This is a genomic window from Psychrobacter sp. Cmf 22.2 (assembly GCF_001921745.1).
Lineage (GTDB): Bacteria > Pseudomonadota > Gammaproteobacteria > Pseudomonadales > Moraxellaceae > Psychrobacter.
Genome location: NZ_MRYA01000001.1, coordinates 329,276 through 354,945 on the forward strand (window position 1 = coordinate 329,276; position 25,670 = coordinate 354,945).

Genomic DNA, 25,670 nt, shown 5'->3' on the forward strand with positions numbered 1-25,670 from the left:
CTTACTGATATGAAATGATGGATTTTTTAATATTATGGAGCGTTTTATGACATCAACCACACCTGAGTATGACTACATCATCGTCGGTGCCGGTTCAGCAGGAAACGTGCTGGCCACGCGCTTGACCGAAGATGCCAACATTAAGGTGTTGCTGTTAGAAGCTGGTCGACCTGATCATCGCCTAGATTTTCGCACCCAGATGCCAGCGGCGCTAGCGATGCCGTTACAAGGCACCACTTATAACTGGGGATACAAAACCGATCCCGAGCCGAATATGAATAATCGCGTGATGGACTGCGGTCGCGGTAAAGGGCTGGGCGGCTCATCACTCATCAATGGCATGTGCTATATCCGTGGTAATGCGCTCGATTTTGATGACTGGGCAAAGATTAAAGGCTTAGAGGACTGGACGTATCTGGACTGCTTGCCGTACTTTAAAAAGTCAGAAAACTGCGACGCAGGCGAAAATGACTATCATGGCGTTGGCGGTCCGGTAGAGATGACCACCTCAAAACCTGGGGTCAATCCGCTGTTTGAAGCGATGATTGAAGCGGGCGTGCAAGCAGGCTATCCAAGCACTGATGACCTAAACGGTTATCAGCAAGAAGGCTTTGGACCAATGGATCGCTTCGTCACACCCAATGGTCGCCGCGCATCAACGGCTCGCGGGTATCTCGACCGTGCTAAACCGCGCAGCAATATCACCATTTTGACCGGTGCCTTGACCGATGTGATTTTATTCGATGGTAAGCGCGCGGTCGGCGTCAAAGTCGAGCATCAAGGCCAAACCAAAAAATTCTATGCTGCCCGTGAAGTGATCGTTTCATCAGGGGCGATTGCCTCACCGCAATTATTGCAGCGCTCCGGCATCGGCCCTGGTCAGTGGCTCAAAGATTTGGGGATTAACGAGGTTTTAGAGTTGCCGGGTGTCGGTAATAATCTACAAGACCATTTAGAGCTGTATATGCAGTATGAATGCAAACTGCCGGTGTCGATTGCGCCTGCCAATAAATGGTGGAATAAACCTGCGATTGGTGCCGAGTGGTTGTTTATGGGTACTGGTCTTGGTGCGTCCAATCAATTCGAAGGCGGCGGCTTTATCCGCACCGATGAGAAATTTACGCATCCTAATATCCAGTATCATTTCTTACCGTTAGCGGTGCGTTACGATGGTCGCAGTGCGGTAAATTCTCATAGCTTCCAAGCGCACGTCGGCTCACTACGCTCACCAAGTCGTGGCCGTGTCAAGCTGACATCAAAAGACCCAAGCGCGCATCCAAGTATCTTATTTAACTATATGTCGCACGAGCAAGACTGGCAAGAGTTCCGCGCGGCGATGCGTATTACTCGTGAGATTATGCATCAGCCAGCGCTTGACCCTTATCGTGGACGTGCTATTGCGCCGACCGATGACCTGGTGACCGATGCGCAGTTGGATGAATATGTACGTAACCACAGTGAGACGGCTTATCATCCGTCGTGTACTTGTGCGATGGGCGAAGGTAATGATTCGGTGGTCAATGGAGAAGGGCTAGTGCACGGTATTAGTGGCTTGCGAGTCGTTGATGCGTCTATCATGCCAAATATAATTAGTGGTAATCTGAACGCGACCACGATTATGCTGGCTGAAAAAATCGTCGATAAGATGCGCGGCAAGCAATTACCACGCTCGGTGGCGGATTATTATGTCGCCAATGGCGCACCGCTCAGAGCCGAGCCGATGCGCGCTTATGGTTCTGTGGTTTAAACGCCAGTATAAGCTATTGAATAATATTAGATAATTTCAACAAGAAGGCCTTTCACAGTAAAGGTCTTTTTTATCAGCGCAGATTTGCTGGTACTTTCGCCAGCATTGGTATCAAGCAAGATGAGCCGCGTTATCATGATTTGCGTTCTATCGTTTTAATTGTTTTTTAAAGGTCTTGCTAAGGGGTCTGCGGATTGCTTAGCAAATTTTTATTGATTGGTACTGCTTTGTGCGTCATGCATTTATGGATACATAATGTGGCGATGATTCGTCAGTTTATAACGGACAAAGCAATATTAGACGGTGTTTCATTTACCTATTGAGGTCTTTTATGTACAGTTCGCCATCAGAAGATGCGACGAAACCCTTGAGTCTAAATAAGACGGTTTTTTTAGGCTCAGCGATTATTTCTATTTTATTGATTATCTGGACGATTGCCTTGCCAGATTATAGTGAGGCATTATTAAGCGCGAGCATGGCATGGGTATCAGAGAGCTTTGGCTGGTATTACATGCTGGTGGTTGCCGCTTATAGTATATTTGCCTTATTTGTAGGATTTTCAAAATACGGCGATATCAAGCTGGGGCAAGACCACGAAAAAGCCCAGTTTCCCTTTTTAGCATGGGCGGCGATGCTGTTTTCTGCTGGTATCGGCATCGATTTATTGTTTTTTGGTGCCTCTGAGCCGTTGATGCATTATCTCACTCCGCATACGGGGCTTGAGCCTGGTAGTGAGGCGGCCATGCGTGAAGCACTGTCGCAGACCTTTTTACATTGGGGTCTACATGGTTGGGGGATTTACGCCCTCATCGGTATGGCCTTGGCTTATTTTGCCTATCGTAAAAACATGCCGTTAGCGCTACGCTCACCACTGACTCCAGTCTTTGGCGAACGGTTAATCAAAGGCTGGCTCGGTGATGGTATCGATACCTTTGGTGTCGTCTGTACGCTGATGGGGATTGCGACCAGCTTAGGTATCGGCGTGTTACAGGCCAATGCGGGTTTGACGCATGTCTTCGGTATCGATTCTAGCAAAATGGTGCAGAGCCTGATTATCTTGGGCGTGGTCGCTGCGGCGGCTATCTCTGCGATGACGGGCGTAGAAAGAGGGGTACGCCGTCTATCTGAATTTAATATGCTGTCTTCAATATTGCTATTGATCGCGATACTCGTGATGGGTAATACCGTGTACTTGCTCAATACCTTTACCCAAAGTATCGGTCAATATTTCCAAACTATCGTTTTCAAAACATTCGATGTCTATGCTTATGACGGCAGCGCTGGTGCCGACTGGAAATCAGGCTGGACGATATTTTTCTGGGCATGGTGGGTCGCTTGGGCACCCTTTGTCGGCTTGTTTATCGCGCGTATTAGCCGTGGCCGTACCTTGCGTGAGTTTGTGTTTGGCGTGATGTTTATACCGCTGGGCTTTATCTTTGCTTGGTTCTCGATCTTTGGTAACTCAGCGATAGACTTAGTGGCTAATGGCGCCACCGAGCTTGGTGAAATTGCTGTTAATGATGCAGCGATGGGTATGTTTGCTTTGTTTGAGTACTTTCCTTACAGTGATATTTTATCATTCGCAGGCGTAGTTATTGGCTTAGTGTTCTTTGTAACCTCAGCGGACTCAGGCGCTCTAGTACTCGCAAATTTAAGCTCAAGAGGCATGACCAATGATACTGATGCGCCAGTTTGGCTGCGTTTGTTTTGGGCGTCAGCAACGGGTTTGATTACTTTGGGCCTATTGTTTGCAGGCGGGTTTGCCTCATTGCAGTCTGTGTCTGTGATCGCAGGTTTACCATTCTCGCTTATCTTGGTGCTCTACATGATGTCAATGTGGAAATCGCTAAAAGAAGAGGGCAATAAGCGCAAAGCCAGTACGGTTGGCACTGCAAACGTGCTCGATAGCGGTAAGAGCTGGAAAGCGCGTCTGCAACGTATCGTTAGCTTCCCTGGGCACGCACAAGTGGAAAGGTTTTTGCAGAATACTGTCATGCCAGCGATGAGCGAGGTTGAAAAAGAGCTGAAAGCGGGCGGTCTTAACACTTCTCTAGATATCCGTAATCTTGATAATATCAGTGAAAGTATAGATGCTGGTAAGGGTCAAGATGATGGTCAGATAGATGGTATCAAGCTGCGCGTCGGTCATGGTGATGAAGATGACTTTGTGTATGAAGTCAATCTCATCAAAGCTGAGCGTCCGAACTTTACGCTGAATACCTCAACCAAGCATGCTGAGTTTTATTACCGTGCTGAAGTATTCTTAAGTGATGGCTCGCAGGAGTACGACTTGGTTGGCTATACCAAAGAGCAAGTACTGGTCGATATTCTGCATCAGTACGAGTGCCATCTGCAGTATTTACACTTAGAGCGTTAATTATCTAGATGTTGAATAACCAGATGTTAACTGGCTAGATGCCGTGACAAGATTGTCTTTTATATGACCCCATAAGTTACAGTTAGCTTATGGGGTTTATTTATGAACTGACGATAGGTAGATAGGAAGGATAGAGTAAAATCTATAGAGACAAGTTTTAAAGTATAGTCAGTGAAAAGTGATATCTATACATCATATACTGCTGGTATAATTTTTTTCGCTTGCTGTGCCTACGCAGACAGAGGCTACAAAAAAATTATACCAGCAGTACCGTAGCGTTTTTAAGGTATTTTCAAGGTGTTTTAACTAGGACATACCTTATATCAGCAAAGGATAAATTTGTGACCACACTCAAATACATCGCTCATTATTCTGAGCACATCCAAAGCCAAGCGGCTCGGCTCATCAGTGAGGGCAGGCTGGGCGATTATCTAGAAAGCAAATATCCCAATCGCCACCAAGTGCAAAGCGACAAGGCGCTGTATCAATACATAAACGACATAAAAAACCAGTCTATGCGCAAGATTGGACCGCTATCGAATGTCAGTTATAGCAGCAAATTAAAAGTCCTCAAGCAGGCGCTGGGGGTTCATACCACGCAGTCTCGCGTCCAAGGTAGTAAGCTAAAATCCCATAACAGCATTACGGTAGCGAGCTTATTTAAAGAAGCACCGCCTGAGTTTTTGCGCATGATCGTCGTGCATGAATTGGCGCATTTTAAGGAGCATGAGCACAACAAAGCATTTTATCAATTATGCTGTCACATGGAGCCAGATTATCGTCAGTTGGAGTTGGACACACGCTTGTGGTTGCACTGGCGTGAGTTGTGATTTGATTAATTGTACGGATTTAACTCATTGATATGACTTAGATTCAACCATAGTTTACCCTTCGCTATATTCCCAGTATTATCTTGACAAGCCTATACGAATGGCCTATAAAAATTATAGAGTATAGGCTATTTCATAAGCGTTTTTTACGCATAGAATAATCAACGCCAAAACATACTAAAGGATATATCTAATATTTTGATGTTTGATCTGACGATTATTACTTTACAGTTTTGAGGCAATCAATGCCTATACTTTGACATTCATTAATGGCTGTTAAGCCAGTGTTGTCAACCTTACCTGCGCACGTGAACGATTTTGATCATTTTGCTTAAGTTCATTACCTGCCTATCAGGACGATTAGGTGACGATTCAGCGATATATGTCGCGCTGGGTTTATAAAAAGGGAATTGATGGAATGATGACATTATCCGATAGTTCTACCATACAACAGATTGCCAAAAACTCCGGACACCACTTCGATGCCAACCGTCATTGGGCAGCATTTTTGACGTTGGGGTTTGGGGCTCATGCTGATGGTGATACCCATATCACTCGTATGAATATAGCGCGCCATTATGGTCCCTTACGTGTCCAAAGACCATTCTACCCTGAGGGTCGCGATGGTTGCTGTCATGTCTATCTGCTACATCCGCCTGGTGGTATCGCTAGCGGTGATACGCTCAACATCGATGTTACTGTAGCGTCAAACGCGCATACTTTGCTAACGACAACTGCTGCCAATAAGCTTTATAAAGCTGATAGCAATGGCGTTGCTTGGAATCAGCATACCTATCTAAAAATTGCTAATGACGCTACTTTAGAATGGCTACCACAAGAAACGCTCGCTTTTAATGGCTCTCGCGGCGAGCAGACCATCATTATTGATTTAGAAGACAACGCTAAATGCTTGGGATGGGAGATTCTTGGTCTTGGTCGCCCTGCCAGCAAGCTGCCTTTCGTCAGTGGTCGCCTCGAACAGCGTTTTCAACTTACTCGTAATGGTCGTCCATTATGGATAGAGCGCCAATGCATAGATCCAGATCATCCCAGATTCGCTGGCATGTGGGGGCAGGGCGGCGCCACTGTGCATGCGACATTATGGGCGGTTGGAATGGACGATCCGCTAGAGGCCATCACTGCACTACGTGAGCATATACCCGCTGCCGATCACTGGGCAGTTACCTATCGTCGTGGCGTATTGCTGCTACGCTATTTAGGCGTAGAGCGTAACGAAGCGTGGGAGTTATTCCAGCAAGCGCGAGAAGTGCTACGTCCGCGACTGACCGGAAACAAAGCCATCACACCACGAATTTGGTTGACTTAACGATTGGTGCCCAAGCATTTGCTTGGGGGCTGCCAAACGCTTTTATCTGTCTATTTATTAATAATTAATAACATAAGCCTTCTAATGACATAGGCTTTTAATAAAACAATAACGATAACCATAATATAAGAAGGAGTCAGCGATGGAATTAACGCCAAGAGACAAAGATAAATTGCTATTGTTTACTGCAGGGCTACTTGCTGAGCGCCGCAAAGCTAAAGGCCTCAAACTGAATTATCCTGAAGCAATAGCGCTGATCAGTTGCGCCATTATGGAAGGTGCGCGTGAAGGCCGTACTGTGGCAGAAATGATGAGTGCCGGGCGCGAAATCCTTACTCGAGATGACGTTATGGATGGCATCGCTGAGATGATCGAAAGCCTGCAAGTTGAGGCAACCTTTCCCGACGGCACAAAGCTTGTGACCGTTCATAACCCTATTGTCTGAGGAGACTTGCTATGATTCCTGGTGAACATCAGCTAAAGAGTGATGACATTGAGCTATGTGCCGATCGTGAACCTATCACTATCAACGTCGCAAACACGGGTGACCGTCCTATCCAAGTCGGCTCTCACTATCACTTTGCCGAGACCAACGCAGCTTTAGATTTCGACCGTAAAAAAGCGTATGGACACCGCTTAGCGATTGCGGCAGGTATGGCGATACGTTTTGAGCCGGGTCAACACCGTGATGTACCCCTTATTCCTTTTTCAGGCTTACGCCATATTTATGGTTTCCGCGGTGAAGTAATGGGTCCCTTAGATCAGGGTCAGAACCAAAACTCAGACTCAGGAGCGAACTCATGAAAATTACTCGCCAAGCTTATGCAGATATGTATGGTCCAACGACCGGCGATAGAATTCGTTTAGGCGATACTGAGCTGTGGATCGAGATAGAAAAAGACTACACGCATTATGGCGAAGAAGTCATGTTCGGTGGTGGCAAGGTGATTCGTGATGGTATGGGTCAAAGTCAGCGCTGCGACGATGCTGTGATGGATACTGTCATTACCAATGCTATCATTATCGACTGGTGGGGTATCGTGAAAGCCGATGTGGGTCTAAAAAATGGCCGCATCGCTGCTATCGGAAAAGCCGGTAACCCTGATACCCAGCCTGATGTCGATATCGTCATTGGCCCTGGTACCGAAATCATCGCTGGTGAAGGTCAAATTTTGACAGCAGGTGCGGTCGATACTCATGTGCATTATATTTGTCCGCAACAGGTGGACGAAGCATTAATGAGTGGCTTGACGACTATGATTGGCGGCGGTACGGGACCAGCGACTGGCTCAATCGCGACCACTCATACTCCAGGTCCTTGGCATTTGGGCAAAATGATGCAGGCCGTGGATGACTTGCCCATTAATATTGGTTTTCTTGGTAAAGGTAGTGCCAGTACTCCTGAAGCGCTGGTGCAACAAGTAGAAGCGGGCGCAATGAGTCTAAAAATCCATGAAGATTGGGGCGCGACTCCAGCCTCTATAAGCAATGCCTTAGATGTGGCCGATCGCTACGATATACAGATTGCTATTCATGCCGATAGCTTAAATGAGTCAGGCTTTGTAGAAGATACGGTAGCGGCATTTAAAGATCGCTGTATTCATACCTACCATTCTGAAGGCGCTGGTGGTGGTCATGCGCCCGATATTATCGTCGCTTGTAGCCTGCCCAACGTCTTACCATCATCTACCAATCCGACACGCCCTTATACGATTAATACCGTTGATGAGCATCTCGATATGTTGATGGAGTGCCATAATCTAGACCCAAGTATCCCAGAAGACGTCGCCTTTGCCGATTCGCGTATCCGCCGCGAGACTATTGCTGCCGAAGACATTCTCCATGATATGGGTGTGATTTCGATGATTTCATCTGACTCACAAGCGATGGGCCGTATTGGTGAAGTGGTGTGCCGTACTTGGCAAACTGCGCACAAAATGCGTCTACAACGTGGCCTGTTACCAGAAGATAAAGAACGCGGGACGGATAACTTCCGTGTGAAGCGCTACATTGCCAAATACACTATTAATCCAGCAATCACTCACGGCGTTGGTCATGAAGTTGGTTCTATCGAAGTGGATAAGCTGGCGGATTTGGTATTGTGGAAGCCGGGCTTTTTTGGGGTTAAGCCATCAATTATCCTCAAAGGTGGCATGATAGCAGGTGCTGCGATGGGTGATCCTAATGCGGCTATTTCTACGCCGCAACCTGTGCATTATCGCCGTATGTTTGGTGCGCTTGGTCGTGCCGCTGCCGCAACACGAATTACTTTTGTCAGTCAAGCGGCTATGAATACGGGACTAGAAGAAAAGCTTGGTCTAAAGAGTAGACTGGTTGCGTGTAAAAATGTCCGCCAAATGCGTAAGAGCGATATGAAGCTTAATGACGCTTGTCCAGAGTTGACAGTGGATCCACAAACCTATGAAGTTCGTGCAGATGGCGAGTTACTGACTTGTGAGCCATTGTCTGAATTACCATTAGCCCAACGTTATCATTTGTTTTAGAGCGCTTGTAAGGATATTAATATGCTTGAATTAATAAAAAGAATCGACGGCAGCACTCAGGCCGATGTACACGACACCCTGACGCTACCTTATGAGCTACGCATACGTGGCCGGTTAAAGGCGGTGACTGATAGCGGCCTTGATGTTGGTTTGTTCCTTGATCGTGGTCCGGTACTGCGTCATGGTGATTTACTACAAGCGAGTAGCGGCGAGATCATCCAAGTATGCGCCGCTGATGAGCCAGTCACTACCGCTTATGTTGAGGGCGGCTTAGCGCTGGGACGGCTAAGTTATCATTTGGGTAATCGTCATGTATCGCTCGCCCTTGGTAGCGACGAAGATGGGCGTCATTGGGTGCGGTTCCCGCCAGATCACGTGTTAGAAGAATTGGCAGTTCTGCTAGGAGCAACCTTGAGCCATCATCAAGCGCCATTTGATCCAGAGTCTGGGGCTTATGCGCAAGCTGGCCGTGAACACTCTCATTCCCATGAACATGCACACGCCCATTCTCATGCCCACGAACACGCGCATGACCACTCTCACGAACACAATCATGCCCATGGACATTCCCATCATGACGACCATAACCATGCACACTGACGTACAGCCAAACGCAACCAGCGATTTGGCGCTGCTGGGACTGATGCAACTGATTAGCCCTGCATTGCCAATCGGTGCATTTGCTTGGTCGCAAGGCCTAGAGAGTGCATTTGAGCTTGGCTGGGTATGTAATGAGACTGAGCTTGGCGAGTGGTTAGAGGGCGTACTTGACGATGGCTTGTCTCGCTGCGAATTGCCAGTGCTGGCACGCTTGCAAACCTGCTGGGAGAATGGGGATAGTGAAGGTCTTACCTTTTGGAATGATTGGATACATGCCAACCGTGAGACTGCTGAGCTGAGCGACGAAGACATACGTTTGGGACAAGCACTGATGCGCTTGCTCAACAGTTTAGAGTTGCAGCCGCAGACAGCCTTAGGTCATGCCAAGCTACCAGAAGAGCCCGGTTATGTGACGGTTTTTGCTTGGACGGCCCATCAACGCCACGTGCCGATACGCCAAAGTCTACTCGGCTTTGCTTGGGGCTGGCTGGAAAACCAACTAGCAGTCGCCTGTAAAGCGATGCCCCTTGGTCATACTGCCGCGCAGCGTTTAAACGAGCAACTACGCCCGCAACTGGTCGCTGCTGTCGATACTGCGCTGGCTTTAACCGATGAGCAGTTGGGTCCGATTTTACCGGGCTTAGCACTCGGTAGTGCCCAACATGAAACCCAATATTCTAGATTATTCAGAAGCTAATTGTTTTTATTTTGCAACCATTTCTATTTTACGATCGCTTTAATTTTATAACAACTTCGTTTTTTATGATCGCTTTGACTAACAATATATAAGGAAAGATAGCCATGAAACATTGTTTACGAGTAGGGGTCGGTGGGCCAGTTGGTTCTGGCAAAACGGCCTTATTACGCCAGTTATGTAGTGCTTTAAAAGATCACTATGACATCGCTGTGGTCACCAACGACATCTACACCCGTGAAGATGCTGATTTTTTACTTAAGCACGACGCCTTGCCGGCTGACCGTATTCTCGGCGTAGAAACAGGCGGCTGTCCGCACACGGCTATCCGCGAAGATGCTTCTATGAATCTTGCTGCGATTGATGATTTGCAAACGCGTCATCCTAATCTAGAGCTGGTGTTGGTAGAGTCTGGTGGCGATAATTTAGCCGCGACCTTTAGCCCAGAGCTGTCTGATTTAACTTTATACGTCATCGATGTCGCTGCTGGTGACAAAATCCCTCGTAAAGGTGGCCCAGGGATTACCAAATCAGATTTATTGATTATCAATAAAATTGACATCGCTGAATATGTACATGCCTCCCTAGATGTGATGGAACGTGACTCGAAAAAGATGCGCGGCGAGCGTCCTTTTATATTTACTAACTTATACGACGGTGTGGGCGTAGAAGAAATCATTAGCTTTATTTTAAAGCAGGGCATGTTACCTGAGCGTCGTCCTGGAAAGCTAAGCGCTGATGCTTAACTATCAGTGCTTAAACGCTTTTATAGTACAAGTAAGATATAAAAAACAGTTGTATACCAGTTAACAATAAACAAAAAGAACAGAGGGAGAACACCATGAATAAAATGACCAAGTTGCCAGCGGTGAAACTATTAATGACCATTGGGCTGATGCTGACGGCCACTTTAGCCGTTGCCCACCCTGGCCATGGTGAACATGTGAGCAATGGTTTTCTTAGCGGTTTATTACATCCATTGATGGGTCTGGACCACTTATTAGCCATGGGTGCGATTGGTTTTTGGAGTATCCGTCAAAATACCACGATGAAACGTGGCACGCCTTTGTTTGTGGTTGGTGGCATGATAGCGGGCGCAGGCCTTGCTTGGGCTGGTGTCAGTCTGGCTGGGATAGAGACAGGCATTGCCATGTCAGTATTGCTAGTCGGTGTACTAATTGCGACGCTCGCAAAACTGCCGACGGCTGTTGGCGGCAGTTTGGTTGCGTTGTTTATGGTCGCCCACGGTTATGCTCACGGCACTGAGATGACCCAAGGCTCAAGCTTGCTGCTTTATATGGCAGGCTTTGTGGTCGCAACTTTAGCGATTACCTTTGTGGGTCGCGGTTTAGGCACAGCGATGCTCAAAGCCGATAACCGTATTACTCGTGCATTAGGCGGCGTGGTTGCTGTCATTGGTGGAGTATTGGCTGCTGGCTAATCGCTACTAGCTGATCTTCACTAGCTAGTCTCTACTAGTGCTGCAACCCAGTTATCATGATAAATCTAAAAAGCCGCACAGATTTCTTGCGGCTTTTTGAGTTTAAGTATCTGATTTTACGCCGACACTAGCTTTTAGTGGCATACGATACTGCTTTTTTAAACTGAGATTCATATAAAAACACATATCAAATAGGGAATACCGATATGAACGACACTACTAATGACACTATCATAAAAGTATCAAGAAACACGGACATTGCCCCGCAAAACTCACTTTCTACCCAAACTGTCGCGTTTTCGCATTACAACTATATCTCAGCACAACTGCCTGTGAATATTACTACTGGCGCTTTGGTCGCGAACGATATAAAAGTGCAGGCCGCACAATGCCTAAAAAACATCAAAACTATTGTAGAAAGCATCGATCATGATATGAATGATGTGATTAAAATTAATATATTTTTAAAAAATATCGCTGACATTAAAGACATAGATACGATTTATCCAGCATTTTTCCAAGGTTATCTGCCGACACGGACAGTCATAGCAGTTGCAGAATTGCCAATAGATAATGCCTTAGTACAAATGGATGCTGTCATATCAAATGGAGAAGGCACGTATCCGCAAGCGCCAGTTGAGCTGGTAAAGGTACCAAGAAACAATGAAAATGTTCCAAAGGATTCAGTATCTCCGCATACCATTGCTTTTTCACATTACAATAATATCTCAGCGCAATTACCTGTTGATATTGAAACTGGTGAGCTGGTCGCTGGTGGTGTCAAAGAGCAGACACAGCAATGTCTACAAAATATTGAAGCGATTTTAGATAGTATTGATGTTCCTCTTCAAGAAATTGTCAAAGTAAATATCTTTTTAAAAGACGTGGCCGATGTAGACGCAGTAAATGATGTTTATAAAACATTTTTTCCAGAGACAACCAGTACTGGTGATCCTGCCTACTTACCTGCCTTGACGATAGTTATAGCGTCAGATTTGCAGCTAGATGCCTTGGTGCAGGTTGATGCAATCGTGTCTCATGGAGACGGCACACCGCCCCAAGCCACGGAAGATAAACATGGTATCACTATTAAAGCGAATAACACTGATAAAGCACCAAAGAGCCCGCTATCAACGCAAACGGTGGCATTCTCTCATTACAACCATCTCTCAGGTCAATTACCTATCAATCCTGAAACCGGCAAACTAATTGACGGTGACATAAAGGCGCAGACCAAGCAATGTTTAGAAAATATCAAAGCCATTGTAGAAAGTACCGCTCATGTGATGGATGATGTGGTAAAAATGACCATTCAACTCAACAATATCAAGGATATCGATACGGTTAATGAGGTATACAAAACCTTTTTTGACAACGACTTGCCAGCTAGGACGGTGATTGGCGTCGCTGCTATTCCGATGGACGCATTGATACAGATTGATACTGTTGTATCCAACGCTGAAGGTACGCCACCAGCGTCATAATGGTAGCGAGTATTACCATTATTATTTAGTAGACGTTAGATTTCTTAATAAAAAAGTGCCAGTCATTTCAATAACTGGCACTTTTTTTAGATCTTCCTAACAATAGGAAGAAAGTTTACTTAGAAAAAACGTTAATTAAAAGGGGTGCTATTTAAAAAAGGAACTGTTTAAAAAGAGACAGTGTGGCTTTTATAGTTGGCAAGTAATGCTGTATTTACGATCGTTTACTGAGCGGATACTCAGAACGCCGCGATTGGCTTTGGTATGCCACTCATAGCTGGCTTTAGAGCTTGATTCTTTAATGTAGCGCGCACCAGAGCCCGATACTGCTCGTTTAAGACTTACTCTTTGATTTTTTGTACCAAGTTTGGGCAGCGTCAAGCTTAAATTAGCCACTTTACCATTCGCTGAATAAATAGCAGTCACTTTACTATTATCTTCACAGCTAAAAGCATAAGATTTTTGTATTTGAGGTTTATGTCCACTATGAGCGTTGTTTATTGGTGCATTAGTCGCACATGCTGCTAATAATAAAATAGTAGGGGTTACAACCAGTAATTTTTTCATGATATTCCTCGATAGTGCTAGTAGCTGATAAGAGTAGCAATGCGAGGCGTATCTTACAATATGTGGCGGCTATTTTATCAGTCGCTATTATTATTTAGCGCATCAATTATTGGGTGCATTAATATCTGCCGCTACCACGTTATCAGTTTGACGCGCCGCCATCCGATCATTGGCTTCTTGCACCGCTTTTTCGACCAGTGCATAGTCAGAGTGGCGTACATCTTGGCCGCTAATATAGTTAATGACCAGCTCGGCGATATTTTGTGCATGATCACCAATCCGCTCAAGCGCGCGCAACACCCACACGATATTGATGACCTTGGAGACGTGGCGCGCGTCCTCCATGATATAAGTCATCAAGGCACGAATCGCCGACTGATACTCCTCATTGACCACATCATCATTGCGCATTACCTCAAACGCCTGCTCAGCATTGGACTGACTAAAAGCCTCTAGCGCATTGTGCAGCATCAGACGTACTTGATTGCTCAGATGCTGCACTTCGGCATAGCCATACGCTGATTTGCCTTGGGCGGCGAGCTTATTGGCCATTTTGGCGATTTTGACCGCTTCATCACCGATGCGCTCCAGATCCACCACGCCTTTACTGATGGACATCACCAAACGCAAGTCACCGGCCGCAGGCTGGCGCTTGGCGACCAATAATAAGATATGCTCATCGAGCTCGACTTCCTGCCGATTGATATCAAAATCCATCTCGATGACTTCTTGCGCCAGTGTGTCATCCTTGTCAATAAGTGCGTGAATGGCTTTGGCAACTTGGCTGGCTGCATGGTCGCCCATCACCAAAAACAGACGAATGGCTTCATCCAAATCTTGATCAAAACTTTTGGAGATATGCTTGTCACTTTGCATAAGAGGTATTCCCTGAATATCTGTATATTAACGGCGTGCTGCTAGCATAGCTGTATTGTTGTTATTAAAAATTAACGATAGTTTTAATCTGTACAGCGTTAGCCATAACGACCCGTAATGTAGTCTTCCGTGGCTTTTTGCGTAGGCGTGGTAAATATCTGATCGGTCTCGCCCATCTCAACCATATCGCCCAGATACATATAGACCGTGTAGTCTGACACTCGCGCCGCCTGCTGCATGTTGTGAGTGACGATGGCGATGGTATAGTCGTTTTTTAAATCCTCAATCAAATCCTCGATGGCGCCTGTCGAGATTGGGTCAAGCGCCGAAGTTGGCTCATCGAGCAGTAGCACTTCAGGCTTGGTAGCGACACTACGAGCGATGCACAGACGCTGCTGCTGCCCGCCTGATAGCGACAAACCTGAGGCTTTGAGCTTGTCTTTTACCTCCGGCCATAGTGCCGATTTTTTTAGCGCCCATTCCACCCGATGGTCCAGCTCAGCTTTGCTTAGTCTTTCATAAAGACGCACACCAAAGGCGACATTGTCATAGATAGACATCGGAAACGGCGTCGGCTTTTGAAATACCATACCGACCTGCGCACGTAGCAGGTTGACATCGATGTCTTTGCCCAGGATATTTTTGCCATCGAGGTTGATACTGCCTTCTGCACGCATGCCAGGATATAAATCATACATACGGTTAAAGGTACGTAGCAGGGTTGACTTGCCGCAGCCGGATGGCCCGATAAAAGCAGTCACTTTTTTATCAGGAATGTCGATATTGATGTTTTTAAGTGCCTGAAAATCCCCGTAATAAAAGCTTAAATCACGAATTTGCATCTTCGCTGCTGGCATGTCTTTGGGAATATCATGCTGTGTTTGCTTGGTTAAGTTTGCCGCATCTGGCTGCGACAGTTGCGTGGTCGTCGCCATCGGTCTGTTTAATAAGCTGGCTGTGCTCGTATCAAAGTTGTTGCTATCTGCTGTGCTACGCGTTTTGCTGATGACGTCATTCATAATGTTATCCAACCTAGCTTGATGAATATAAATTTAAGTAACTGCTATATATAAAGTGATTTGGCGGTAGGCGTTATCTACTCTGGCTACTATTTGCTGGAGCTGCGACCACCGATAAACCTTGCCAATACATTTAGTACCAATACCGAAGCAGTAATCAGCAATGCAGCGGCCCATGCAAGTGTATGCCAATTATCATAAGGACTCATGGCAAACTGATAAATAGTGTTCGGCAAGTTGGCAATCGGCTCGCCCATATCGGTACTAAAGTATTGATTATTCAATGCTGTAAATAGCAATGGCGCGGTCTCACCAGTGATTCTGGCAAAGGCCAACAGCACACCAGTGGTCAGCCCCGCTCGAGCCGCCTTAATCGTCACTTGCGTGACCATCTTCCACTTCGGCGTGCCCAGTGCATAGGCCGCTTCACGAATGCTATTGGGTACCAGATTGAGCATGTTTTCTGTCGTGCGTACCACCACTGGCACCACAATCAGTGCCAATGCTAATGCGCCTGCCCACCCAGAGAAGCTTTGACCTTTAACCATCAAGGCATAAATAAACAGACCAATGACAATCGAGGGGGCAGAGAGCAAAATGTCATTTAAAAAGCGCGTCACTTTGCCAAGCAGGCTGCCTTGCGCAAACTCAGACAAATAAATCCCTGTCATCAGGCCAATGGGCGCGCCGATAAACAATCCTGAAAACGCCAACATCACCGAGCCGACAATGGCGTTGCGTAGGCCGCCTTCGCTCATCGGCGGCGGAGTGTCGGCAGTAAAGATAGGCATTTGCACCATGCCCTGAAAGCCTTCGACAAACAGCGTCACCAGTATCCAAAACAGCCAAATCAAGCCAAATACCATCGCCGATATGGCAAAACCCAAACCCAGCTTATTGGCCCAGCGCCGTTTGTTATAAAGACGCTTGTCGTAGCGGCTATCAAAGCCAGTCTGCGCAGGTAACGCTGAGTGCATCGCATTAGTAGGCATAAAACTCATTTCCATTTTTCAAGATTTTTTGTCAGCCTGTATATCGCTATCGTCTGTATGTCGTTATGTATTAGCGGTTGCCTGCTTTTTGATCCATACGCATCAGCATGAGCTTAGCCAGCGATAGCACAATAAAGGTGATGATAAATAGTATGAGGCCAAGGTGCAGCAGCGAGGCCAGATGTAGCTCACTAGAGGCTTCGGCAAACTCATTGGCCAGCGCTGAAGTAATGGTGACGCCAGAGGTAAACAGACTTGGACTGATATTAAAGGCGTTACCAATAAGAAAGGTCACGGCCATGGTCTCGCCCAGCGCCCGACCCAGCCCCAAGATAACCCCACCGACCACACCTGCCTTGGTATAGGGCAAGATAATCTTAAACATCACTTCCCAAGTGGTCGCACCCATGCCATAAGCTGATTCTTTGAGCAGGTCTGGCACCACAGAGAAAACATCACGCATGGTGGCGGCGATAAAAGGAATAATCATAATGGCAAGTACCAAGGAGGCGGTAAACATACCCAATCCCATTGGCGCACCGGTAAACAGCTTACCAATGATAGGCAGTGGGCCGATATGCTCGATAAACCACGGCTGAATGTGATCGCCAAAGAAGGGCGCAAATACAAACAACCCCCACATACCGTAAATGATAGAGGGGATACCTGCCAGCAGCTCAATGGCGATGCCAAGGGGCTTTTTTAAAAAGTTTGGACACATCTCAGTCAAAAATATCGCAATGCCAAAGCTGACGGGTACAGCGATTAAAATGGCGATAAACGAAGTCACCAGCGTGCCATAAATAGGCGCCAGCGCACCATACTCATTGGCGACCGTATCCCAGTTATTACTGGTATAAAACCCCAGACCAAATGCTTGAATACTCGGCCAAGCGCCAATGATCAAAGAGAGCAAAATACCGCCCAATGATAGCAGCACGAGGATGGCAAACGCCTTGGTGGCATTGACAAATAGTGCATCGTAACGTTTTTGTTTTGCCAGTTGCGACCTTAAATCATTCATAAGTGTCTCAGCATTAAATAATGTTAAATCAAAATCTTTAAAAGACTCATCAGGTCTTATCACAACAAACTAAATCTTAATAAAGGGCGCTATTAACGGTCATTAATGACGCTATTTTTAAATTTGTTGTGATAAAACCTTTGAGACAACCACCGGAGAATAGGTGTCTCAAAGGGGCTCACAAGTGCTGCTATACATATATAGACAAACTACTGAGCTGGGGTGTAGACAGGTTGACCATCATGGCCTTTGACTTCATTCCACTTGTCTTTAAACAGTGCCACTGCGGTATCAGAGAAAGGCACATAATCAAGCGCCATGGCACTATCATCACCTTGGGCATACGCCCAATCAAAGAAGTTCAACACGCCAGCCACTTGCTGCGGGTTTTCTGGCTGCTTGTGTACCAAGATAAAGGTAGCAGCAGCGATGGGCCACGCTTGCTCAGTCTCAGAGTTGGTGATGACTTTGTAAAAGCCTGCTTGCTGTGACCAATCGATGTCACCTGCCGCGGCAAAGGTCTCAGCGGATGGCTGCACGAAGTTACCCGCTGCGTTTTTTAGTGCGGCATGCGCCATGTTGTTTTGCTTGGCATAGGCATACTCGACGTAGCCGATAGCGTTTTTCATACGGTTGACGTAGCTTGATACGCCCTCGTTGCCTTTGCCGCCTGCCCCTGTGGCAGAGGTTGGCCATTTGACGGTTTTATCGACACCCACGCTGTCTTTCCAGTCAGTTGAAACCTTCGCCAGATAATCGGTGAAGTTAAAGGTCGTGCCTGAGCCATCTGAGCGAAACACGGTGGTAATGGCAGCATCTGGCAGGGTCAAATCTGGGTTCATGGCGGTGATAGCAGGGTCATTCCATTTGCTAATTTTGCCCAGATAGATATCGGCTAGGGTTGCGCCGTCCAGCTTTAGCTCACCTGGCCCCACGCCATCGATATTGACAATCGGTACCACGCCGCCGATGACGGTTGGAAACTGAATAAGACCTGCCGCGTCCAGCTCTTCAGGAGTCATGGGGGCATCGGACGCACCGAAGTCGACGGTTTTTGCTTGGATTTGTTTGATGCCACCTGAGGAGCCGATAGACTGATAGTTGACCTGACCGCCAGTCGCGGCATTGTAGTCATATGACCATTTGGCATAGATAGGCTGCGGGAACGACGCGCCAGCACCAGTGATGTTCATGGCGATGTTTTCAGCTGATTTAAAATCGCTTGCTGGAGAAGATGTCGCTGTGCTGGTGGTTTCGGCCACTGTCACCGCGCTGGTGTTACTCTGCGCTGCTGACTCTGCAGGGTCGGTGGATTTATTACAAGCGGTGAGTACTAAGGTGCAACTAACGGCGACTGCTAATAACGAATAACGCATGTAGGACTCCTAAAGTTTGACAACAACACAAATTTGAAAACAAAGCAAAAACGACTACCTGTGAGATGCGTGGTAGTTTGCCAATCTTTCATGACAGTTTGATGACAATAGGAAATTTATCTTGTTAGCAGTGATATTTTAATTTTGTAAGCACAGATGAAGGAGAGGAGTATTTGCTTTAGTGTTAACATTTTTTGCCTATCTACTACAAAAAAACAATATCCTACTACAAAAAAACAATATCGTAAGTTTTGCTGAGCATATTAATGTATAGATTGTTTTGATTGTATTTTTCTATATTAATGATGACATTAGCGCATATTAAAGGCATAAAACTAGTCTGTGGTAATGTCAAAGTTAAATGTTCAATACGTCTTAATATTAAATAATCAATACTAAATAACTAGATGGATGGATAAAAAATCATCCGCAAATTCTTATCATCTGCCAGCGAGAAGCCAGCATGTCTACTTTGACGTTAACGATAAATAAGCAGGATTATCAGCTTGATAATCTCGATCCGCGCACGACATTGCTCGATGTCTGTCGCCAACACTTGCAAATTACCGGACCCAAAAAAGGCTGTGACCACGGTCAGTGCGGTGCTTGTACGATGCTCATCAATGGTGAGCGCATCAATTCCTGTTTGACCTTAGCCGTCATGCACGATGGTGATGAGATTACCACTATCGAAGGCATCGGCATGCCTGAATCGTTATCAGCCTTGCAACAAGCCTTTAAAGATCATGATGCCTTTCAGTGTGGGTATTGCACGCCAGGGCAGATCTGTTCAGCGACTGCTTTAATAGAAGAGGTGAAACAAAACTGGCCAAGCTATGTGACGACAGATCTCAAAAACCCGAATGGGTTATTAGTCCAAGAGATCGCTGAGCGTATGAGCGGTAATATTTGTCGCTGTTCTGCTTACCCAAACATCGTGGATGCCATCTCACAAGTGCTTAAGAGTGAAGTGTCAGGTAAGCGTGCTTCTTCTAGTGAAGAGACGACTACAAGTTCGCTGCAAGACTCGGCAGTAACAGGTATTTGGTCACCGCCGCCCAGTCAGTCCCAACTTGGTAACCAATCAGTAAACCATAATAAAACTGCCAGTAGCACAGCAGGAGGCCGCTCATGAAACGCTTTGAATATATCCGTGCCCTCGAACCGCAGCAAGCGGTAATGTTTGCTACTCCTAAAGAGGCTTCATTTATCGCAGGCGGTACCAATTTACTCGATCTAATGAAGTTTGAGATTGAAACGCCAACCAAGCTGGTTGATGTGACACGCTTAGCGCTTGAACAGATTGAAGACACTGCTGATGGCGGCCTACGTATCGGAACCTTAGTGAGCAATAGCGATCTGGCCGCGCATCCTACCGTTATTGAAAACTACCCAGTATTGTCGCGGGCTATCTTAGCTGGAGCAACCGGACAGCTGCGTAACAAAGCGACGACTGGCGGTAACTTTTTACAGCGTACGCGCTGCTACTACTTTTATCATACCGATAGCCCTTGTAATAAGCGTGAACCCGGCACCGGCTGCCCTGCAATTAATGGTGAGAACCGCTCCCTTGCAATTTTAGGCACAAGTGACGCTTGTATTGCTCAGCACCCATCTGATATGGCAGTCGCTATGCGTCTGCTTGATGCAACGATTGAGACTGCCAAAACCGATGGCTCGACCCGGCAGATTCCAATAAAAGACTTTTATTGTCTGCCAAAGGACACCCCCCATATCGAAAACGTTTTAGAGTCGGGCGAGCTTATCACACATGTCGTGCTGCCAGCGCCTATTAAAGGTATGCACACTTATGACAAAGTGCGTGACCGCGCCTCTTACGCTTTTGCGCTGGTATCGTGTGCAGCTGTGATAGACGCTGATGATAATGGCAATTTGGCGACAGTACGCTTAGCATTTGGTGGTATTGGTACTCAGCCATGGCGCAATGAAGACGTGGAAGATTTACTGACGGATACGCAGGGTGACGATGACACTATCAAGCAGGCAGCAGATTTGTTGTTAAAAAATGCTAAAGGTAGTGGTCAAAACGATTTCAAAATACCACTAACACGCCGTTTGCTAAAACAAGTCATTAAGCGTGCACTAGCGGGCGAGGGAGCATAATCATGTCATTATTAGATTCAGTATTACCGTCAGAGCTTACCAATAAAGAAAAAATGAATGAGCCTGTTGAAACATTATTCGACAAAACAGCAAGTAATTTGGTGGGTAAACCCATTAACCGCGTCGAGGGCTCGTTAAAGGTTAGCGGTCAGGCCCATTATTCGGCAGAGATTCAATTAGACAATAAAGTGTATGGTGTCTTGGTTAGCTCGACCATCGCAAAAGGAAAAGTTGAAAAAATCGATAGCGACTCGATTGCAGATATTCCAGGTATTATTAAAGTCGTCACCGACCCTAAGCGCTTCTTACGTAACTCACAGCAAGGCGGTGAGACCGAAGCACCGACTCAGGGTGTGAGCGAGGTTTTTTATCATGGCGAGCCCATCGCAGTGGTTGTCGCTGAAACTTTTGAAGCAGCGACAGAAGGTGCCAAGGCGCTTAAAGTCACTTATAAAGATGAAACCGACCAAGCGGCTTTGGATTTTACTAAAGAGCTACCTAACGCCCACGAGGTAAATGAGAAAAAGGGTTCGGATAAGAATGCTAAGCACGGTGACCCAGAACAAGGCCTTGCTGATTCAGCTGTCACCCTTGATAGTGTGTACCATACTCCAAGTCAGAGCAATTCACCGATGGAACCGCACGTTACTTTGGCACATTGGGAAGATGATAGGCTGGTTTTGTACACTTCAAACCAGATGATCGCCTCTTGTAAGCAGCAAGTGATGGACGCATTAGATTTGAATAAAGATCAAGTCGAGCTGATCTCATATTATGTGGGCGGCGGTTTTGGTAGTAAGCTTGGTATTGCACCAGAATCTATTGCTGCCGCTATTGCTTCTAAAGAAGTCGGTCGTCCGGTGCTGATTACTATGACGCGTCCGCAAGTGATGGAGGCGACGATAAGACGCTCAAACACTCGTCAGCGTATTGCTATTGGTTGTAATGAAGACGGTATTATTAATACCTTTATTCACGATACCACGACCAGCAATTTGCCAGGCGAGGCGTTCTTTGAACCAACAGCATTATCCACTCACTTCTTGTATCGTGGAGAGAATCGCCGCGTCAGCTATCAGATGGTGGATATGAATCACGTATTATCAGGCTCTATGCGTGCTCCTGGTGAAGCGGTGGGTATGATTGCTGTTGAGTGTGCGATGGATGAGCTGGCGAACAAGCTTGAGATGGATCCTATTGAGCTGCGCCGCCGGAACGAACCTGAAGAAGACCCCAGCAAAGAGATTCCGTTCTCCACACGTCAGCTGGTCGCCTGTATGGAAAAAGGCGCTGAAGCATTTGGTTGGGATCAGCATAATCCCAAACCTGCCAGCCGACTAGAAGGCGACTGGTGGATAGGTACCGGTATGTCTGGCACCTCTCGTGGTAACACGTTACAACCCTCTGAAGCGCGGGCGATACTACAAGTAGATGGCTCAAAAGAGCTTGGCGTCAAAGCCATTATCGAAACTGATATGACAGATATTGGGACAGGTTCTTATACCGTCTTTACTCAGGTCGCAGCCGACTTACTGGGTCTGCCTATCGATCACATCGAGATGAAACTTGGCGACAGTGATTTGCCACCAGCATCAGGTTCTGGCGGTAGTTTTGGCGCGGCCAGTGCTGGTAGTGGGGTTTATTTGGCTTGTGAGCAGTTACGCGCCATATTAGCCAAAAAAGTAGGTCTACATACCGATACCATTCGTATAGATAACGGTCAAATTAAAAAATCAGGTGAGCATGAGTCTAGCAAGACAGAAGCGGCTATCGATGCGGGGAAAGAAAAAGTTACAGAGCTTGTTGATGAAAAATTGGCTAATAAAGTCTCAGGCTTGGTAGATAAAGCCGTAGATTTGGCAGAAAAAGCGTCAGAGAAAACGGGTATACCGCTGCCAGAATCGGCATCAAAGCTAAAAACAGCAACCGAGCAATATGACTTCAGTAGTGATCAGTCCTATGCACTAGCCGATATCATCGCTGAGTTTGACGAGCAAGAAATCAGCGCCAAAGGCCAAATCAAACCAGGAAAAAATGAAAAAAACCATCGCCAAGCCTCGTTTGGAGCCAACTTTGCTGAAGTTGCGGTACATAAAGTCACCGGTGAGATTCGCGTCAAACGTATGACTGGCGTGTATGCAGCAGGACGTATTCTCAACCATAAGTTGGCAACTTCACAGTGTTATGGCGGTATGATATTTGGAATTGGCTCTGCTTTGATGGAAGAGGTTATTCATGACAAGCATGATGGCCGCTTATGTAACCATGACCTTGCCGAGTACCATGTGCCCGTCAATGCTGACGTACCGCAGTTGGAGGTGATTTTGTTAGAAGAGGATGACCCCTATACCAACCCTATGCATATCAAAGGGATAGGAGAAACCTCCATTTCAGGTTCGGCGGCAGCCATTGCTAATGCCATCTATAATGCAGTCGGTGTGCGTGTTTATGATTTTCCGATTACGCTTGATAAGCTGCTTGCTGAGATGCCAGAGTAATCTTAAATACGAGTACCGTTTTTAATAGAAACTGCTTTATTAAAGAAACCCGCTTAAGTAGCGGGTTTTTACAACCTAACTGTTTGTAACACAAGCAAGTTATAACATAAGCAAAACAAGAGGCGTTATGAATCAAATCGCTGACATTCTTAAGCTGGCACGCGAGGCTCAGCAACAAAAAGTTGATGCTGTACTGGTAACGGTGGTTCGTACCGAAGGTTCAGCATATCGCCGGGCTGGAGCTATGATGCTCATTTTAGAGGATGGGCGTTCAGTGGGGATGATTAGTGGCGGCTGTCTTGAGCCACATATTATCAAACGCGCCTTTTGGCTGACTCGTAATGGCGCAAGCGTACAAGTCTACCAAACGGGTGATGATATTGCCTATACTGAGGATGGCAAGGCTAAACCTGATTCTGAGCTGACACAAAACGATGTGAGTGACGAGTCGCATGATGATTTATACTATGAAATGGATGAAATGAATTTTGGTCTAGGCTGTAATGGGCGTGTACATGTATTGTTTGAGCGTCTGACATCCGCCATGTCTTTATTAACTGCTGTTCAGCAAGTGCGTACAACTCAGCAGCCAAAAAAAATTGCAACCCTCATTCATTTTGCTAATCATCAAGATTCAAGCTCTAAACTTAAAATCGGTATGCGTATTGATCTGGATAATTATACTGAGTCAGGACAAATCACCACAATTGGCGCTGATAGCATCGGTATCAATAACGGGTCAAATCAAGCTGGAGCTAACACTTCAAGTGCGATCGTAGATACGGTTAAAAAGTTAGCACAACACGAGCTTATCGATAAAAATGCCGAGTACATCGTTGTAAAAGGTGATGACAATGATAACAATGGTGACAACGCTAACTTGGCAACAGGGTGGCTCGTACAAAGCATACAGCCACAGATACGTCTACTGATTTGCGGGGCAGGCAATGATGTCATGCCGCTGGTGACAATGGCAAAAATGCAAGATTGGCATGTCACAGTTATAGATAGTCGTCCAAGGTACGCGACTCGCTTACGTTTTTCTCAGACAGATATGGTGACGCAGTTGCCCCTTGATGCGACAGATGAGTTGCTGGCGCTAAGTGAAAATGCGGCAGTGGCGCTTATGTCACATAGTTTGACTCAAGACCGTACTCGCCTTGCAACCCTACTAGAGCATGCCAATCATTATAAGTACCTTGGACAATTAGGCCCGCGCTATCGTACCGAGCGTTTAATTAACGAGATTAGTGCGACCAAAGCTGACCCTAATGTTTTAAATGCAGGGATTAATAAACTGCATTATCCTATCGGCTATAAGTTAGGTGGTGATGGCCCTGAAGCCTTGGCACTTGGTATTATGGCAGAGATAAATGCGGTCATGCATAATCAAGTATCGCCAGCTAAATGTGTAGATTTAGACAATAGGGACGTAACTATGATGAGCCACGTATGATGACTCAAAATCATGCCGCTATTATTCTAGCGAGTGGATTAAGCCAGCGTTTGGGTGAAGCGAAACAACTCCTCCGCAAAGATGGTGAACCCTTAATCTGCTATATGACCAAGATTGCATTAGCGACTCAGCCGCAAGCTATTATCATAGTTATTCCTGAGGATAATTCATTAATAGCAGAGGCGGTGGCTAAGTTGGCAGCACAGCATGCTGTTATTCACACGGTTGTAAATCCAGCACCCAAAATCGGTATGGCGCACAGTTTATATTTAGGTATAGATGCGTTAAAAGAGTTAGAGAGTCGCGAGAGTTTGGCAGTGGACCGAGTATTAATCATAGGCGTTGATCAAGTGCTTCTTAATAAAGAGCATTTGCAAGTCTTGCTGGCAGGGTCGCAGAGGGTAGTTGCTAGCAGATATAGCAGTTCAAATAATTGGAGTGATGAGCAAAATTTGGTTGAAAGTATCGCTAATAGTCCCTCAAACAAAAATATTATTGGACTGCCTCTAGTCATTGATTACAAGCTACTAACGCAATGGCAAGTATCGCTAACAGGGGATAAAGGGTTACGTCACTTAATTAGAGGACTGGCGCCTCATCAAATGAGTACCGTAAAGAATCATCGACTCAGTTATGATATTGACACACCAAGTCAACTTGCTCATGCTAGAGCACAGAGATGGCTTGATAGTTGAGATTGAGTGATTTTTACGTCACGGTTTTTTGATCTTTAA

General features: G+C 46.2%; 23 protein-coding genes. 17 read left to right on the forward strand and 6 right to left on the reverse strand.

Features of this window, described 5'->3' with window-relative positions:
• Nucleotides 1–46 precede the first annotated feature (46 nt).
• The 12 genes from betA (at nt 47) to BTV98_RS01470 (ending at nt 13,004) form a co-directional block, all read left to right on the forward strand.
• Nucleotides 47–1,747 (forward strand): choline dehydrogenase, encoded by a 1,701-nt coding sequence (betA, locus tag BTV98_RS01415; protein WP_075102976.1) that lies wholly within the window; start codon nt 47–49, stop codon nt 1,745–1,747.
• 331 nt (nt 1,748–2,078) lie between these two features.
• Complete coding sequence (betT, locus tag BTV98_RS01420; protein WP_075102753.1) at nt 2,079–4,124, forward strand: choline BCCT transporter BetT; 2,046 nt, start codon at nt 2,079–2,081, stop codon at nt 4,122–4,124.
• Between the two features lie 341 nt (nt 4,125–4,465).
• Nucleotides 4,466–4,954 carry a M48 family metallopeptidase gene (locus BTV98_RS01425; RefSeq protein ID WP_058369262.1) on the forward strand — a complete coding sequence of 163 codons (489 nt, stop codon included), beginning with the start codon at nt 4,466–4,468 and terminating at the stop codon, nt 4,952–4,954.
• 421 nt (nt 4,955–5,375) lie between these two features.
• The gene (locus BTV98_RS01430) at nt 5,376–6,281 is read left to right on the forward strand and encodes an urease accessory protein UreD (RefSeq protein WP_058369299.1); all 906 of its coding nucleotides are present in this window, start codon (nt 5,376–5,378) and stop codon (nt 6,279–6,281) included.
• A gap of 142 nt (nt 6,282–6,423) precedes the next feature.
• The gene (gene ureA, locus BTV98_RS01435) at nt 6,424–6,726 is read left to right on the forward strand and encodes an urease subunit gamma (protein ID WP_058369263.1); all 303 of its coding nucleotides are present in this window, start codon (nt 6,424–6,426) and stop codon (nt 6,724–6,726) included.
• Between the two features lie 11 nt (nt 6,727–6,737).
• Nucleotides 6,738–7,085 (forward strand): urease subunit beta, encoded by a 348-nt coding sequence (locus BTV98_RS01440; protein ID WP_075102754.1) that lies wholly within the window; start codon nt 6,738–6,740, stop codon nt 7,083–7,085.
• Entirely contained in the window at nt 7,082–8,785 is a 1,704-nt protein-coding gene (gene ureC / locus BTV98_RS01445) for an urease subunit alpha (RefSeq protein WP_075102755.1), read from the forward strand. Before BTV98_RS01440 ends, ureC begins: the two co-directional genes overlap by 4 nt.
• A gap of 21 nt (nt 8,786–8,806) precedes the next feature.
• Nucleotides 8,807–9,385: an urease accessory protein UreE gene (locus tag BTV98_RS01450; protein ID WP_058369266.1), complete on the forward strand. Its 579-nt coding sequence runs from the start codon at nt 8,807–8,809 to the stop codon at nt 9,383–9,385.
• Nucleotides 9,360–10,082, forward strand: coding sequence for an urease accessory protein UreF (locus tag BTV98_RS01455; RefSeq protein WP_256713812.1), 723 nt, complete (start codon nt 9,360–9,362; stop codon nt 10,080–10,082). Before BTV98_RS01450 ends, BTV98_RS01455 begins: the two co-directional genes overlap by 26 nt.
• A gap of 104 nt (nt 10,083–10,186) precedes the next feature.
• Nucleotides 10,187–10,825: an urease accessory protein UreG gene (ureG, locus tag BTV98_RS01460; RefSeq protein ID WP_058369267.1), complete on the forward strand. Its 639-nt coding sequence runs from the start codon at nt 10,187–10,189 to the stop codon at nt 10,823–10,825.
• 95 nt (nt 10,826–10,920) lie between these two features.
• The gene (locus BTV98_RS01465; RefSeq protein ID WP_075102756.1) at nt 10,921–11,520 is read left to right on the forward strand and encodes a HupE/UreJ family protein; all 600 of its coding nucleotides are present in this window, start codon (nt 10,921–10,923) and stop codon (nt 11,518–11,520) included.
• A gap of 206 nt (nt 11,521–11,726) precedes the next feature.
• Entirely contained in the window at nt 11,727–13,004 is a 1,278-nt protein-coding gene (locus BTV98_RS01470) for a RidA family protein (RefSeq protein ID WP_058369269.1), read from the forward strand.
• Between the two features lie 189 nt (nt 13,005–13,193).
• On the opposite strand, the gene BTV98_RS01475 is transcribed toward BTV98_RS01470, so the two are convergent.
• The 6 genes from BTV98_RS01475 to pstS all read right to left on the reverse strand — a co-directional run bounded on the left by BTV98_RS01475 (nt 13,194) and on the right by pstS (nt 18,858).
• The gene (locus BTV98_RS01475; RefSeq protein WP_075102757.1) at nt 13,194–13,571 is read right to left on the reverse strand and encodes an MliC family protein; all 378 of its coding nucleotides are present in this window, start codon (nt 13,569–13,571) and stop codon (nt 13,194–13,196) included.
• A gap of 102 nt (nt 13,572–13,673) precedes the next feature.
• Nucleotides 13,674–14,447 (reverse strand): phosphate signaling complex protein PhoU, encoded by a 774-nt coding sequence (phoU, locus tag BTV98_RS01480; RefSeq protein ID WP_075102758.1) that lies wholly within the window; start codon nt 14,445–14,447, stop codon nt 13,674–13,676.
• Nucleotides 14,448–14,545: 98 nt separating this feature from the next.
• Nucleotides 14,546–15,304 carry a phosphate ABC transporter ATP-binding protein PstB gene (gene pstB / locus BTV98_RS01485; RefSeq protein ID WP_218612937.1) on the reverse strand — a complete coding sequence of 253 codons (759 nt, stop codon included), beginning with the start codon at nt 15,302–15,304 and terminating at the stop codon, nt 14,546–14,548.
• Between the two features lie 251 nt (nt 15,305–15,555).
• Nucleotides 15,556–16,443, reverse strand: a complete 888-nt coding sequence (pstA, locus tag BTV98_RS01490) for a phosphate ABC transporter permease PstA (RefSeq protein ID WP_256713828.1) — start codon at nt 16,441–16,443, stop codon at nt 15,556–15,558.
• Between the two features lie 85 nt (nt 16,444–16,528).
• Complete coding sequence (gene pstC, locus BTV98_RS01495; RefSeq protein ID WP_058369301.1) at nt 16,529–17,482, reverse strand: phosphate ABC transporter permease subunit PstC; 954 nt, start codon at nt 17,480–17,482, stop codon at nt 16,529–16,531.
• A gap of 209 nt (nt 17,483–17,691) precedes the next feature.
• A complete protein-coding gene (pstS, locus tag BTV98_RS01500) occupies nt 17,692–18,858 on the reverse strand; it encodes a phosphate ABC transporter substrate-binding protein PstS (RefSeq protein WP_058369273.1) in 1,167 nt (388 codons plus the stop codon).
• A gap of 463 nt (nt 18,859–19,321) precedes the next feature.
• Here pstS and BTV98_RS01505 point away from each other — a divergent pair, with 463 nt between their 5' ends.
• From BTV98_RS01505 to BTV98_RS01525, 5 genes are all read left to right on the forward strand, one after another.
• Complete coding sequence (locus BTV98_RS01505) at nt 19,322–19,993, forward strand: 2Fe-2S iron-sulfur cluster-binding protein (RefSeq protein WP_058369274.1); 672 nt, start codon at nt 19,322–19,324, stop codon at nt 19,991–19,993.
• Nucleotides 19,990–20,982 carry a xanthine dehydrogenase family protein subunit M gene (locus BTV98_RS01510; RefSeq protein WP_058369275.1) on the forward strand — a complete coding sequence of 331 codons (993 nt, stop codon included), beginning with the start codon at nt 19,990–19,992 and terminating at the stop codon, nt 20,980–20,982. Before BTV98_RS01505 ends, BTV98_RS01510 begins: the two co-directional genes overlap by 4 nt.
• A gap of 2 nt (nt 20,983–20,984) precedes the next feature.
• Nucleotides 20,985–23,480, forward strand: a complete 2,496-nt coding sequence (locus tag BTV98_RS01515) for a xanthine dehydrogenase family protein molybdopterin-binding subunit (protein ID WP_058369276.1) — start codon at nt 20,985–20,987, stop codon at nt 23,478–23,480.
• Between the two features lie 127 nt (nt 23,481–23,607).
• Nucleotides 23,608–24,936: an XdhC family protein gene (locus BTV98_RS01520; protein ID WP_058369277.1), complete on the forward strand. Its 1,329-nt coding sequence runs from the start codon at nt 23,608–23,610 to the stop codon at nt 24,934–24,936.
• Nucleotides 24,933–25,631 carry a nucleotidyltransferase family protein gene (locus BTV98_RS01525; protein WP_058369278.1) on the forward strand — a complete coding sequence of 233 codons (699 nt, stop codon included), beginning with the start codon at nt 24,933–24,935 and terminating at the stop codon, nt 25,629–25,631. The genes BTV98_RS01520 and BTV98_RS01525 overlap by 4 nt, the downstream gene beginning before the upstream one ends.
• Nucleotides 25,632–25,670: the final 39 nt, after the last annotated feature.

Excerpts from the sequence above, each read along its gene's own strand:
- betA (WP_075102976.1), top strand. The coding sequence starts at position 47 with ATGACATCAACCACACCTGAGTATGACTACATCATCGTCGGTGCCGGT.
- betT (WP_075102753.1), top strand. The coding sequence starts at position 2,079 with ATGTACAGTTCGCCATCAGAAGATGCGACGAAACCCTTGAGTCTAAAT.
- BTV98_RS01430 (WP_058369299.1), top strand. The coding sequence starts at position 5,376 with ATGACATTATCCGATAGTTCTACCATACAACAGATTGCCAAAAACTCC.
- ureA (WP_058369263.1), top strand. The coding sequence starts at position 6,424 with ATGGAATTAACGCCAAGAGACAAAGATAAATTGCTATTGTTTACTGCA.
- BTV98_RS01440 (WP_075102754.1), top strand. The coding sequence starts at position 6,738 with ATGATTCCTGGTGAACATCAGCTAAAGAGTGATGACATTGAGCTATGT.
- ureC (WP_075102755.1), top strand. The coding sequence starts at position 7,082 with ATGAAAATTACTCGCCAAGCTTATGCAGATATGTATGGTCCAACGACC.
- BTV98_RS01450 (WP_058369266.1), top strand. The coding sequence starts at position 8,807 with ATGCTTGAATTAATAAAAAGAATCGACGGCAGCACTCAGGCCGATGTA.
- BTV98_RS01455 (WP_256713812.1), top strand. The coding sequence starts at position 9,360 with ATGACGACCATAACCATGCACACTGACGTACAGCCAAACGCAACCAGC.
- ureG (WP_058369267.1), top strand. The coding sequence starts at position 10,187 with ATGAAACATTGTTTACGAGTAGGGGTCGGTGGGCCAGTTGGTTCTGGC.
- BTV98_RS01465 (WP_075102756.1), top strand. The coding sequence starts at position 10,921 with ATGAATAAAATGACCAAGTTGCCAGCGGTGAAACTATTAATGACCATT.
- BTV98_RS01470 (WP_058369269.1), top strand. The coding sequence starts at position 11,727 with ATGAACGACACTACTAATGACACTATCATAAAAGTATCAAGAAACACG.
- BTV98_RS01475 (WP_075102757.1), bottom strand. The coding sequence starts at position 13,571 with ATGAAAAAATTACTGGTTGTAACCCCTACTATTTTATTATTAGCAGCA.
- phoU (WP_075102758.1), bottom strand. The coding sequence starts at position 14,447 with ATGCAAAGTGACAAGCATATCTCCAAAAGTTTTGATCAAGATTTGGAT.
- pstB (WP_218612937.1), bottom strand. The coding sequence starts at position 15,304 with ATGCCAGCAGCGAAGATGCAAATTCGTGATTTAAGCTTTTATTACGGG.
- pstA (WP_256713828.1), bottom strand. The coding sequence starts at position 16,443 with ATGCACTCAGCGTTACCTGCGCAGACTGGCTTTGATAGCCGCTACGAC.
- pstC (WP_058369301.1), bottom strand. The coding sequence starts at position 17,482 with ATGAATGATTTAAGGTCGCAACTGGCAAAACAAAAACGTTACGATGCA.
- pstS (WP_058369273.1), bottom strand. The coding sequence starts at position 18,858 with ATGCGTTATTCGTTATTAGCAGTCGCCGTTAGTTGCACCTTAGTACTC.
- BTV98_RS01505 (WP_058369274.1), top strand. The coding sequence starts at position 19,322 with ATGTCTACTTTGACGTTAACGATAAATAAGCAGGATTATCAGCTTGAT.
- BTV98_RS01510 (WP_058369275.1), top strand. The coding sequence starts at position 19,990 with ATGAAACGCTTTGAATATATCCGTGCCCTCGAACCGCAGCAAGCGGTA.
- BTV98_RS01515 (WP_058369276.1), top strand. The coding sequence starts at position 20,985 with ATGTCATTATTAGATTCAGTATTACCGTCAGAGCTTACCAATAAAGAA.
- BTV98_RS01520 (WP_058369277.1), top strand. The coding sequence starts at position 23,608 with ATGAATCAAATCGCTGACATTCTTAAGCTGGCACGCGAGGCTCAGCAA.
- BTV98_RS01525 (WP_058369278.1), top strand. The coding sequence starts at position 24,933 with ATGATGACTCAAAATCATGCCGCTATTATTCTAGCGAGTGGATTAAGC.